General features: G+C 45.3%; 12 protein-coding genes. 11 read left to right on the forward strand and 1 reads right to left on the reverse strand.

Annotation, left to right across the window (positions count from 1 at the left end; translation table 11 throughout):
• The first annotated feature begins 338 nt into the window (after positions 1-338).
• The 8 genes from B2M23_RS05635 (at position 339) to htpG (ending at position 8,213) form a co-directional block, all read left to right on the forward strand.
• Positions 339-797, forward strand: coding sequence for a 4Fe-4S dicluster domain-containing protein (locus B2M23_RS05635; protein WP_038352037.1), 459 nt, complete (start codon positions 339-341; stop codon positions 795-797).
• Entirely contained in the window at positions 790-2,028 is a 1,239-nt protein-coding gene (locus B2M23_RS05640) for an NAD(P)/FAD-dependent oxidoreductase (RefSeq protein ID WP_038352036.1), read from the forward strand. The genes B2M23_RS05635 and B2M23_RS05640 overlap by 8 nt, the downstream gene beginning before the upstream one ends.
• 11 nt (positions 2,029-2,039) lie before the next feature.
• Complete coding sequence (locus B2M23_RS05645; protein WP_038352035.1) at positions 2,040-2,762, forward strand: GltB/FmdC/FwdC-like GXGXG domain-containing protein; 723 nt, start codon at positions 2,040-2,042, stop codon at positions 2,760-2,762.
• A gap of 11 nt (positions 2,763-2,773) precedes the next feature.
• Positions 2,774-4,072 carry a type I glutamate--ammonia ligase gene (glnA, locus tag B2M23_RS05650; RefSeq protein ID WP_038352034.1) on the forward strand — a complete coding sequence of 433 codons (1,299 nt, stop codon included), beginning with the start codon at positions 2,774-2,776 and terminating at the stop codon, positions 4,070-4,072.
• A gap of 41 nt (positions 4,073-4,113) precedes the next feature.
• A complete protein-coding gene (locus B2M23_RS05655; RefSeq protein ID WP_038352033.1) occupies positions 4,114-4,683 on the forward strand; it encodes an ANTAR domain-containing response regulator in 570 nt (189 codons plus the stop codon).
• Between the two features lie 84 nt (positions 4,684-4,767).
• Positions 4,768-5,367 carry a rubrerythrin gene (rbr, locus tag B2M23_RS05660; RefSeq protein ID WP_038352032.1) on the forward strand — a complete coding sequence of 200 codons (600 nt, stop codon included), beginning with the start codon at positions 4,768-4,770 and terminating at the stop codon, positions 5,365-5,367.
• Between the two features lie 119 nt (positions 5,368-5,486).
• Complete coding sequence (locus B2M23_RS05665; protein WP_038352031.1) at positions 5,487-6,143, forward strand: transaldolase family protein; 657 nt, start codon at positions 5,487-5,489, stop codon at positions 6,141-6,143.
• Between the two features lie 159 nt (positions 6,144-6,302).
• Complete coding sequence (htpG, locus tag B2M23_RS05670) at positions 6,303-8,213, forward strand: molecular chaperone HtpG (protein WP_038352030.1); 1,911 nt, start codon at positions 6,303-6,305, stop codon at positions 8,211-8,213.
• A gap of 76 nt (positions 8,214-8,289) precedes the next feature.
• On the opposite strand, the gene B2M23_RS05675 is transcribed toward htpG, so the two are convergent.
• Positions 8,290-8,970, reverse strand: a complete 681-nt coding sequence (locus B2M23_RS05675) for a TetR/AcrR family transcriptional regulator (RefSeq protein WP_052237196.1) — start codon at positions 8,968-8,970, stop codon at positions 8,290-8,292.
• Positions 8,971-9,170: 200 nt separating this feature from the next.
• Between B2M23_RS05675 and B2M23_RS05680 the strand changes: the two genes are divergently transcribed.
• The 3 genes from B2M23_RS05680 to B2M23_RS05685 are packed head-to-tail and all read left to right on the forward strand — an operon-like array spanning position 9,171 to position 11,900.
• On the forward strand, positions 9,171-10,328 hold the full coding sequence (locus B2M23_RS05680) for a uroporphyrinogen decarboxylase family protein (RefSeq protein ID WP_038352029.1): 1,158 nt from the start codon (positions 9,171-9,173) through the stop codon (positions 10,326-10,328).
• An 11-nt stretch (positions 10,329-10,339) separates the two neighbouring features.
• A complete protein-coding gene (locus B2M23_RS21110; RefSeq protein ID WP_167617785.1) occupies positions 10,340-10,486 on the forward strand; it encodes a hypothetical protein in 147 nt (48 codons plus the stop codon).
• A 46-nt stretch (positions 10,487-10,532) separates the two neighbouring features.
• Positions 10,533-11,900 (forward strand): MFS transporter, encoded by a 1,368-nt coding sequence (locus tag B2M23_RS05685; RefSeq protein WP_038352028.1) that lies wholly within the window; start codon positions 10,533-10,535, stop codon positions 11,898-11,900.
• The last annotated feature ends 37 nt before the right edge of the window (positions 11,901-11,937 follow it).

Consider the following 11,937-nt stretch of genomic DNA (forward strand, 5'->3'; position numbering starts at 1 on the left):
CGCCGAGTCCAATTTCTGGAAGAAATTGGCAGCGAGTGAAAAGCGAACCGGCAGATGAGCGGACGAGCGATAACGAGGCAAATACAGATGTTGAAGAAGCAATCCTTTATAAAGAGGAAGAGGCTTCTGAAAACATCTGTAAGCCGAGTCCAATTTCTGGAAGAAATTGGCAGCGAGTGAAAAGCGAACCGGCAGGTGAGCGGACGAGCGCATGAGGCTAACGTCTTGTTTGAAAAAGCCTTCCGAAGGAAAAATCAAGGCTTTTTCAAATAAAGACGCGGTCGTGAGAAGCGATAAACAAAGGTTTATTGAGAACAAAACCGAGGAGAAAATAAACAATGAAACGAGTATATGTAAATGAAGAATGGTGCCTGGGCTGTCACCTTTGCGAATATCAGTGCGCTTTTGCAAACTCCGGTGAGGAGGATATGTTCAAGGCCTTTAATAAAAAAGAAAAACCATTGCCGCGCATCCGTGTGGAGGATGGTGTGGAAAACGGAGAGGAAATCCATTTTGCGGTTTCCTGCCGCCACTGCAAGACACCCTACTGCGTCAAGGGCTGCATAACCGGCGCTTTATCGATCGGGGAAGACGGTGTGATCAAAATCGACGGTACACGCTGTGTGGGCTGCCGTACCTGTATTGCCATGTGCCCATACGGGTGTCTGGTGGTCGGTCACACGAAAACCATGCTGAAATGTGAACTGTGCACGGAAAATGGCGGTGAGCCAGCCTGTGTTAAAAACTGTCCGAACCGTGCCATTGTTTTTGAAGAAAGAGGTGCTGTCAATGAATAAGACAAAGTATTTGATCATCGGAAATTCCGCCGGAGCCATCGGTGGTGTCACGGGTATCCGCAGAGAAGACATGGACGGCAGCATTACGATTATCAGCGCGGAAAAACACCATACCTATTCAAGACCATTGATCTCCTACTGGCTGGAGGGTAAGGTTTCTCAGGAGAAAATGATTTACCGGGATGAGGATTTTTATGAAAAAAACGCCTGTGAGGTAATACTTGGCACAAAGGCAGAGCGTATTGATGTTCAAAAGAAGCAGGTATACCTGGCAGGCGGCGGGTCTGTCGCCTATGAAAAGCTCTTAGTCGCAACGGGCTCTGTTCCCTTTGTGCCGCCGATCAAGGGCAAGGAAACGGCTAAAAATACCTTTACCTTTACAACCATGGATGACGCGGCTGGCGTGGGTGAGATTCTGGATAAAAATTCTAAAGTCGTCATTTTAGGCGCAGGGCTCATTGGCCTGAAGGCAGCTGAAGCGGTTGTGGGACAGTGCGCGGGTGTGACGGTAGTAGATCTGGCAGACCGGGTGCTGCCCAGTGTTCTGGATACAGAAAGCGCTGAGATTATCGAGGCACATCTGACCAGCCAGGGAATGGTTTTAAAGCTGGAAACCAGTATTACTGAAATCGGCGATATGGAAGTTACACTGAGTGACGGCGAGCTTCTCCTTTATGACATTCTCATTCTGGCGGTGGGAACAAGACCGGAGATGTCACTGGTTGAGCAGGCTGGCGGAAAGGTGGAACGTGGGATTGTGACCGATGATCACCAGCAGACCAGCCTGAAGGATATTTACGCGGCTGGAGACTGCACGCAGAGCTATGATATTACCTCACAGACGGCTAAAAACATGGCGATTCTTCCAAACGCTTATCTGCAGGGTGAGGTGGCAGGACAAAATATGGCCGGTGGCAGCGCGGTGTATGAAAAGGCCTTTCCCGTAAATTCTATGGGGCTTCTGGGCCTGTATATGCTGACGGCAGGCAGCTGCATCGGCGAATCCATCACCGTCAAAACCGATGAAAGCTATAAAAAGTTTTATACAAAGGACGGCGTTTTAAAGGGCTATATCATCATTGGCAACTGTGATCGCGGCGGTATTTATACCGATATGATCCGCGAACAGATCCCGCTGGAGACAGTGGATATGGAAATGCTGATAAAAGAGCCGGGCCTGATGGCTTTTAACCCAGGAGAACGATATGCGAAGCTCAGCGCAGAGCATTAGGAGGAACAAGGATGATCATTGAAGCAGGAAAAAAATATTATACAGAGCTGAACCGTGAGGTAAAGGCAGCAGAGGATCGTGAGATTACCATCAAGGGTGTTCTGGGCCAGCGCTATATCGGTACCGGCGTTAAGAATAAGGATATTACCGTTTACGGCACACCGGGAAACGCCATGGGCGCATATCTCAGCGGAACGAATATCACCGTTTACGGCAACGTGCAGGATGCAGTGGGAGACACCATGGATAACGGCGATATCGTGGTCTACGGAAACGGTGGCGATACCCTGGGCTATGGAATGCGCGGCGGCAGTATCTACATCCGCGATAACGGAGGCTACCGCGTAGGTATTCATATGAAAGCTTATATGGAGCACCAGCCTGTGGTGGTGATCGGTGGTAAGGTCGGGTCTTTTTTGGGCGAGTATCAGGCCGGCGGAACCATTGTGGTTCTGGGGATTGGCGTAGACGGCGCTTTTCCGGCAGGCGGTTACTGCGGCACTGGCATGCACGGCGGTGCGATGTATATCCGCAGCGATGTACCGCCGACAGAGCTGGCACCGCAGGTAGTAGCAGAGCTGTGTACGCCTGCAATGCTGGAGCCGGCCATGGCCTGTATTGAGAACTACTGTCATTATTTTGACGCTGATATTAAGGAGATTTTGGCAAAATCCTTTTATAAATTGACACCAGGTGCCAACAATCCTTATAATGATTTATATACAGCGTATTAAGGAGAGAGAAAATGAATTTTGGCAAAAAAACACTCGATGCTGTCAGCTATATCGAGGAAAATGATATTAAATTTATCCGGATGCAGTTCTGTGATATTTATGGACAGAGCAAAAATATTGCCATATCCAACGAGCAGATCGAGCGTGCCATCCTCTATGGTGTGCCCTTTGACGCCAATTCTGTGGCAGGCTATCTGGACGCGGATCATTCTGACCTGATCCTGCACCCAGACCTGTCCACGCTTCAGATTCTGCCCTGGCGGCCACAGCAGGGAAAGGTCGCCAGAATTCTCTGTGATGTGAAATACCCGGACGGTACGAATTTTGAAGGAGACAGCCGTTATATATTGAAGGAGCAGATGAAAAAAGCCGAGAAGCTGGGCTACCGCTTTAACGTGGGCGCAGAATGCGAATTTTTTCTGTTCCGCCTGGGTGAAAACGGAGAGCCGACCAGAGAGCCGGTTGACAGCGCTGGCTATTTTGACCTGGCCCCCTTTGACCGGGGCGAAAATACACGGCGGGAGATTATCCTGACACTGGAGGAAATGGGCTTTGAAATCGAAAGCTCTCATCATGAATCGGCCCGGGGACAGCACGAAATCGACTTTAAATACAGCGGCGCCCTGGAGTCGGCAGACAATATTATGACCTTTAAAACAGTGGTCAAAACCATTGCCCAGCGCAACGGCCTGCATGCTACCTTTATGCCAAAGCCCCTCAACGGGCAGCCAGGCAGCGGCATGCACATTAATATGTCTCTTATGAAAGACAGCGAAAATGTCTTTACCAGCGATTTTGGCGGGCTGACCGATGAAGCCAGATGGTTTGCCGCCGGTGTGCTCGCGCATATCCGTGGGATCAGCGCTGTATCCAATCCGTTGGTCAATTCCTACAAGCGCCTGATGGATGGCTATGAGGCGCCTCAGACTGTCAGCTGGGGCTATGGGTCCCGGTCGCCGCTTATCCGTATTCCGGCCGCTGTGGGCGATTACTGCCGTATGGAACTCAGAAGCCCGGACCCTGCCTGCAATCCCTATCTCACCTTTGCGCTGATTCTGGCAGCCGGCCTTGAGGGAATTGAAAAGAAACTGCCTCTGATGGACCCGCTGGGGGAAGCACCCGCAAAGCTTCAAAAGCTGCCCATGACATTAAGGGAGGCGCTGGGAGAAATGGAAAAGGACACCTTGGTAGCAGAAGTTCTCGGCGAGAAAACAGCACAGAAATATATTCAGCTCAAAAGCTGGGAGTGGAGACAATACATCGGAATGGTCCACGAGTGGGAAATCGACCGTTATTTTTCAACCTTCTAATTTAGGAAAAACAAAAACCTGAAGGAAGGGGGGATGAAATAATGAGTAATGTGTTGTTGGTATGCAGGCAGAATGAGATAACAAAAGCACTGACAGAGATCATGCGGGGCATGGAATTTAGTATGATCGACGCAGTGCCCTCCGGCAGTGAAGGCCGAAGGCGCCTTCAGGAAATTGAGTATGATATGGTCATTATCAATACCCCCCTGGGCGATGAATTTGGTATAGAACTGGCCCTTGATACGATCGAAAAGTATCTGATCGGTGTTGTGCTTATCGTGAAAAACGAGCTGGTAGACCATGTGGAGGCCAAGCTGATGGACACGACGGCTTTCGTGGTGTCTAAGCCCATCAACCGCCAGCTTTTGACCCAGAACATCAAGTTTGTACTGAACTCAAAGGCAAAAATGCAGCGCCTTAAGGAACAGAACGAAAAACTGCAGAAAAAAATGGATGATATTAAGATCATTTACCGGGCCAAGCTGTGCCTGATGGGCTACCTGGACATGACCGAGGAACAGGCTCATCGTTACATCCAGAAGCAGGCCATGGACATGCGGATATCGCCCCGGCAGGTTGCCGAAAACCTTATACGGACCTATGAGCGTTAAAAAGATTTAAAGAACCTGTTTATTCCTCCGGAATAAGTGTATAAATACTAACAGAACGTCTTGTTTCAAGGAGGAATAAACAAAATGGGTAAATTAAAAGGAACGAAAACACTGGAAAATCTGATGAAGGCATTTGCAGGTGAAAGCCAGGCCCGCAACCGCTATACTTTTTTTGCGTCAAAAGCTAAAAAGGAAGGCTATGTTCAGATCCAGAACATTTTCCTGGAAACAGCAGCCAATGAAAAAGAACATGCGGAAATGTTCTATAAATACATCGTGGAAAATGAAGGTCTGGACGGAGAAGCCATGATGGTTGGTATTACTGCGGAATATCCTGTCAGCCTGAGCGACGACACCCGCACCAATCTGATCAACGCCGCTGCCGGCGAACGTGAAGAATGGAGCGACCTGTACAATAACTTTGGAAAAACCGCTGAAGAAGAAGGCTTTAAAGATATTGCGGCTACCTTCAAATATATTGTAGAGGTTGAAAAGGCCCACGAAGCCCGCTATTTAAAATTAGCTGAAAACATTGAAAAGGAACGTGTCTTCAAACGCTCAGAATCCGTTAAATGGAAATGCGGCAACTGCGGCTATATCAGTGAAGGCAAGGAAGCGCCAAAGGTTTGCCCGGCCTGTAAGCACGGCAGAGAATACTTTGAATTATTTGTGGAAGCTTATTAAAAAGTCATTTAGGACGAACCAGGCTCCGGAGATCAGAGAAACTGACTCCGGAGCTTTTTTTGAAAAATTTTAAGACAGTTTTGTTATAATCGTTGGACAAAATAAAGGGAGGAATAAAAATGTTTTTAGATACAGCCAATATTGAGGAAATCAGAAAGGCCATGAGAACCGGCGTTTTTAAAGGGGTTACCACCAATCCGACCATTCTTCTTAACGAGCGGACCCCCAGAGCGGAAAAGGTGCGCGAAATTCTGGAGGAAGGAGTGCCTTTTATCTACGTGCAGACCATCGGCGAAACAGTAGAGGAGCGTCTGGAGGACTGTGAGACCATTCTGGCTCTCGACGGCGAGGGGCGAATCGGCCTTAAAATACCAATGGATATTGCAGGACTGGAGGTGGTAAAGCAGATACGCGAAAAATATCCGGACTGTAAGATTCTGGGAACAGCCGTTTACTCTGCGGACCAGGGGATATTTGCCGCGCTGGCAGGCTGCAACAGTATTGCGCCTTATATAAACCGCATGTCCAACAATGACCTGGACCCTTACAAGGCGGTTTCTGTCATTCGCGATTTTATTAATGAGCGCCAGCTGAACTGTGAGATTCTGGGCGCAAGCTTTAAGAATACCAATCAGGTTATACAGACCCTGGCCTCCGGCGCCCATTCAGTCACCATCCCCTACAATATCTTTGAAAAGATGATGAATAAAGAGCTGGCAGTTTCGGCCATCGAAACCTTTAACAGGCATGGCGAGATGCTGAAGGAAAAATATTAAATCAAAGCTGCAGCACCGTAGAGGTGCTGCTTTTGTCATTAAGATTATTTAAATTTTTCTTCAAAAGATCTTGATTTTTTTATCAGAATGATCTATAGTATTGTTAGCACTCGGAGATAACGAGTGCTAACAATAACGAAACGAAAGTGAGTGGAGATTATGGCTAAAAAGCAATTCCAGGCAGAATCCAAACGCCTGCTGGATTTAATGATTCATTCGATTTATACAAACAAAGAGATTTTTTTAAGAGAGATTATCTCAAACGCAAGTGACGCGATTGACAAGCGTTACTTTAAAAATATGTCGGAGGGTGGCAGCGGTCTCTCAAGAGATGACTACGCGATCCACATTATTCCGGATAAGGAAGCTGGAACCCTGACCATTACCGATAATGGTATCGGGATGACCCAGGAAGAGCTGGAAGAAAATCTTGGTATTATCGCCAACAGCGGCTCTCTGGAATTTAAGTCTGAGCATGAAGCTCAGGAAGATATTGATATCATCGGCCAGTTTGGTGTCGGTTTTTATTCTGCCTTTATGGTCAGTAAGGACATCAAGGTCCGTACAAAGGCAGACGGCAGTGACACTGCCTATGAATGGGAATCCGAAGGTGCGGAAGGCTATACCATTGAAGTATGTGACAAAGAAGAAGTCGGGACTGAAATTATTCTGACACTCATGGACGACACAGAGGATGAAAAATACAGCCAGTATCTGGAAGAATACCGACTCAGAGAGTTGATCAAACGCTATTCCGACTATATCCGTTATCCCATTAAAATGGAAGTGGAAAAGAGTACCCTGATCGAGGCTTCAGAGGAAGAGAAGGCCAAAGAGGATTACGAACCGCAGTACGATACCTACCTGGAAGAAGAAACCCTCAACAGCATGGTACCGCTGTGGAAAAAGAATAAAAGTGAAGTCACCGATGAGGATTATAACAATTTTTACAAGGAAAAATACTATGACTATACCGATCCTGCCAAGGTTATCGCAACCCATGTAGAAGGTGTGTGCACCTACGATGCGCTGCTGTTTATCCCGTCGAATGTCCCGTATAATTACTTTTCTAAGGAATTTAAAAAAGGCCTGCAGCTGTACTCCAGCGGCGTTCTGATTATGGATAAATGTGAGGATCTTCTGCCAGACTATTTTGGCTTTGTCAGAGGTCTGGTCGATTCACAGGATCTGTCACTGAACATTTCCAGAGAAATGCTTCAGCAGGACCGTCAGGTCATGGCCATTGCTAAACGTATTGAAAAGAAAATCACCTCTGAGCTTATGGACATGCAGAAAAAAGATCGTGAAAAATATGATGAATTCTATAAAAATTTCGGTCTGCCGCTCAAATTTGGCATGTACGAAAGCTACGGCATGAACGCCGATAAGCTCAAGGATCTGGTTATGTTCTACAGCTCCAGCGAAAAGAAAGCCGTCACCTTTGCAGAATACGTCGGCAGAATGAAAGAAGACCAGAAATATATTTACTATGCCTGCGGTGATTCCATTGAAAAGATCGGAAAGATGCCGCAGATTGAGCTGCTTTTAGACCAGGGCTACGAAGTCCTTTACTGTACTGACGATGTGGACGAATTTGCGCTTAAGAGTCTCATGAAATATGATGAAAAAGAATTCCGCTCCGCTTCCGATGATGATCTGGGGATCGAACAGTCCGAAGAGGCCAAAAAAGAATCTGAAGCCAAAAATGAAGAAAATAAAGATTTAATGACCGCCATCAAGGATGCCCTGGACGGCAAGGTAAATGCTGTCAAGCTGTCCACAAGACTGAAAAGTCATCCGGTATGCTTCTCAACAGAGGGGATATCCTTAGAAATGGAAAAAGTTCTAAACGCACAGCCCATGGGCGGTGATGTCAAAGCCGACAAGGTTCTTGAAATCAATGGGAGTCATCCGGTATTTGACGCCATGAAAAAAGCTTATGACGACAAAAATAACGATAAGCTGAAAAAATACGCCAACCTGCTTTATGATCAGGCCATGCTCATTGAAGGCATGACCATTGAAGATCCGGTAGAGTTCGCAAGATCTATTTGTGAACTGATGGTATAACGCTGATCGGAAAACATAATAATTTAAAAGCCCCATTCTTGTGGAGAATGGGGCTTTTGTATTTTTTGATAAATGCCTACGGCGTTTCATCGAGAGAATGAAAATCATCTTCAAAATGAATGTTGTCAAGATCAATATAGCGCATAAGCTTATTGCAGTGCTTTATATTCTTATCAATAATCTCAGGAGTAACGCCAGCCAACCGGACGGAAATGGTTGATAAAAAGTCGGTAAAATCTATGGAAATTTCCTTGTTGGGGGAGTTGTAGATATCCTGATAAAGCGCTTTTCGAGCGCCATATTCAGCGACGGTCAGTTTTCTGAACATTTGTGGCTGTATGTCGAGATCGAACTCCAGAATAATGGCAGACATGGAGCTGCGAATATAATTATGGGTCGCATCCAGGTAAAGCTCTTTTTCACGGAGAAGACTATATAGTTCTGAGGCCGCGGGGGTCTCAAAAATTTTAATGAAAAAAATACGATTAAATAATATGTGCATTTGGAACTGGTTCTCGATCATAAAGCCAAGCTTTTTGTTTAGAAAACGGCGAATATAAAGAATAAAGTCGTGAAATATCTGACCGACAATTTCTTCTTTTTTGAAATAATAATTCACCAGTCCAACCGAAACACCAGCTTTTTCAGCGATTAACGCAATTGTTGTTTTACGGTAGCCTAGTTCTAGGAAAAGTGCTTTTGCTGTATATAAAATGTTTTCTCTTTGTCCATCGTCTGTATTTTTGTATGTATCCATTGGCCATCCTCTAAAATGTTTTGTGGTTATTCATTATACTATATTATTTTCAAAAGTACACGTGAAATTTAGTATTCACCAATAGGAAAAATAGTAAAAAAATAAAATAAACAAAAAAACATTGACAGGAAAACGAGTTCATTGTATTATACTGAATATAGAATTGAATATTCAGTTTAAAATTCAGTCAGGAGGGGTACATGGTGAATAAAAACGTGGATCAGTTGTATGAAGAAAGAGAAAAGAGGTATATTCAGGCCGTCGATTTAGAACAGCCGGACAGGGTTCCTCATGAAACGCGGTTTGGTGAGTATTGGGCGATTAATTACGCTGGCTATCCTATTAAGGGAAGCGCGGTAGATCCAAAGATAATGGGAGAGGCAATGGAGAAAATCGCGCAGGATTTTGCGACAGACACATGCCCGTCATTGTTTTCAAGAAATCCGTTGTTTTACAAATCATTGAAATCAATCAATTTTACTGAAAGTAAAACTGGAATTATGCAGCATCCAGAAGTCAGCTGTATGGACCGTTCAGAGTATGATGCTTTTATTAAAAATCCATTTGGGTTTATTGTGGATAAGATTTTACCGAGAGTCTACAAAGCTTTGGATTCAGAGGGGGCTGGTTATGGGATGTCACTTGTCCGCGCGATGAATATACAGACCGACATGACAACCCCGATTTTGATGGAGGCGGGACGTGTCAGTAAGAAATATGGTCTTCCTCTGACAGGCGCAGGACTGGTTGAAGCGCCAATGGATTATATTTCGGATATGATTCGCGGGTTTTCAGAAATTACAATGGATATTCGGAGGTGCCCGGAAAAAGTTGCGGCAGCAGCCGAAGCCGTATTGCCGCTGATGGACCGGTTAGCAGCCCAGCTGCCTGCGGTAAAGGGGAAGCTCATCAGCATTCCGCTTCATATGCCTGTTTTTATGCGGGAAAAAGATTTTGCAAAGCTTTGGTGGCCGACTTTTAAAGAAATGGTAGAGCGCATGGCGGCAAGAGGGCAATATATGCGTATTTATTTTGAAGGTGACTGGACGCGCTATTATGACTATCTTCAGGATCTGCCAAAGGGGCATATCCTTGGAGCCTTTGAATATATGGACCCGCAGCTGGCTAAAGACAAGCTGGGTAAGACCATGTGTATTACAGCCGGTTATGATGTGTCATTGCTTCAGTATGGTACAAAAGAAAAAGTCCTTGATGAAGCGAAAAAATTGATGGATGTTCTGGCGCCGGGCGGAGGTTATATATTTACCGTTGCCAAAGGCATTACCTATCCAAATGACGGAACACCGGAAAATGTAAGGGCGCTGTATGAATTTGTAGAATCCTACGGAAAATATTAGGAGGGAAGGCAATGGACGAAAATACAAAATATCTGGCAACCTGGAAAGAATACTGTGAACAAAATGAAATTGACTATGAGGAAAACAGCTATCTCGAGCCATACTGGCAGGTGGCACAGGAGAAGCTGTTTGGATTTGTCATTAAACTGTTAATATGAATGAACGGATTTTATACGCTATGATAGGCAAGATGAGGAGATCGAGATGAAAAAATTAAGTAATTACATAAAATTTTCATATGGCTTTGCAGATTTATGCTTTATTTTTATGGTTACATTTTCAAATACTTACTATCTGGTTTTTTTTACAGAGGTATTGAAAATTTCTCCAGTTCAGGCAGGGGTTATCATGACCTTTGGCCGTATTTTGGACACGATCAGTGTTCCGATACTTGGACCAATTATTGAAAAAAGTAATTTTAAATGGGGGCGCTACCGTTCATGGATACTCATTGGTTCGTTCTTTATACTTCTTTTCAATACAATTATGTGTGCAAACCTGACAGGACTGCCTGAAGGTGCCTACATTGTGCTCTATACGATTTTCTATGCGGCATTCTGTATTGCCACTAATGTTTCATACATTGGCTATACATCCTTAAATTCAACACTGACGGTTGATGCGGCGGAGCGTGTGCAGCTCTCCACCTTCCGCGGGCAGGGAAACTCCATTGGCAAAATTCTGGCTGGCTGGTGCCTGCTGCCATTAATCTATCTGGTTGCCGGCGCTCAGGAAATGACCGTACAGGGATTCTTTATTACAGCTTTGTTATTAGGGCTTCTGACGGTTTTAGGATATGGGAATCTTTTTGCGGCCACAAAAGACTACAAGGATTCAGGCGTTACTGTCAAGGGTGGTAAGGCCGAAAAAGTCACAGTCGCACAGATGTTTAAGCAGGTGGTAACAAACCGTCCGCTTTTGGCGATTTTAGTGGCAGATATATGCAGAGTATTAACAACGCTGTTGATTGTTGCAATGTTCCCTTATTTTTACATCTATGTTGTCAAAAATCCGGATATCATTCCAACATTTTTCGGATTGACCAGTATTCTCATGCTTATTGGGTCAACGCTTGTACCGTTCATCACCAAAAAGCTGACAAAAAAACAAACCTATATTTTAGGTATGGTTTGGATTTGTGCTGCGTTGGTGCTCATGTTCTTTAACGCAAATAATGCGACGCTCGTTTTGATTATTGCCTGTATCGGCTATGTGGGGGTCGCCTTCCCGAACGTTGTCAATACAGCCATGTACGCAGATATCACTGATTACAGCGAATGGAAAACAGGTTATAATGCCCGAGCGGTTATATTCAGTGTTTACCAGCTTTCCATAAAAATTGCGGCGGTATTCTCGACGAGCGTAGCAGCCTTTGGCCTTGGGCTTATCGGCCTTCAAAGCGGGGTTGAGCCAATGCCGGAAGTCATAGAAGGTATAAAATCGCTGGCAATGTTTTTCCCGGCAGGCGTCAGCCTGGTCGCTGTGATTGCGATGCTGTTTTATAACGTCAATGAAAGAAAATTACCAGAATTGCGCGCTGAAATCGCGGAAAGAAAGATGGCTGACAATTAAAGATTGAGGCAGTGAGTTAACAGACTTATCTGCCAGG

The sequence above is a fragment of the Eubacterium limosum genome (genome assembly GCF_000807675.2).
GTDB lineage: Bacteria > Bacillota > Clostridia > Eubacteriales > Eubacteriaceae > Eubacterium > Eubacterium limosum.

Excerpts from the sequence above, each read along its gene's own strand:
- B2M23_RS05635 (WP_038352037.1), top strand. The coding sequence starts at position 339 with ATGAAACGAGTATATGTAAATGAAGAATGGTGCCTGGGCTGTCACCTT.
- B2M23_RS05640 (WP_038352036.1), top strand. The coding sequence starts at position 790 with ATGAATAAGACAAAGTATTTGATCATCGGAAATTCCGCCGGAGCCATC.
- B2M23_RS05645 (WP_038352035.1), top strand. The coding sequence starts at position 2,040 with ATGATCATTGAAGCAGGAAAAAAATATTATACAGAGCTGAACCGTGAG.
- glnA (WP_038352034.1), top strand. The coding sequence starts at position 2,774 with ATGAATTTTGGCAAAAAAACACTCGATGCTGTCAGCTATATCGAGGAA.
- B2M23_RS05655 (WP_038352033.1), top strand. The coding sequence starts at position 4,114 with ATGAGTAATGTGTTGTTGGTATGCAGGCAGAATGAGATAACAAAAGCA.
- rbr (WP_038352032.1), top strand. The coding sequence starts at position 4,768 with ATGGGTAAATTAAAAGGAACGAAAACACTGGAAAATCTGATGAAGGCA.
- B2M23_RS05665 (WP_038352031.1), top strand. The coding sequence starts at position 5,487 with ATGTTTTTAGATACAGCCAATATTGAGGAAATCAGAAAGGCCATGAGA.
- htpG (WP_038352030.1), top strand. The coding sequence starts at position 6,303 with ATGGCTAAAAAGCAATTCCAGGCAGAATCCAAACGCCTGCTGGATTTA.
- B2M23_RS05675 (WP_052237196.1), bottom strand. The coding sequence starts at position 8,970 with ATGGATACATACAAAAATACAGACGATGGACAAAGAGAAAACATTTTA.
- B2M23_RS05680 (WP_038352029.1), top strand. The coding sequence starts at position 9,171 with ATGGTGAATAAAAACGTGGATCAGTTGTATGAAGAAAGAGAAAAGAGG.
- B2M23_RS21110 (WP_167617785.1), top strand. The coding sequence starts at position 10,340 with ATGGACGAAAATACAAAATATCTGGCAACCTGGAAAGAATACTGTGAA.
- B2M23_RS05685 (WP_038352028.1), top strand. The coding sequence starts at position 10,533 with ATGAAAAAATTAAGTAATTACATAAAATTTTCATATGGCTTTGCAGAT.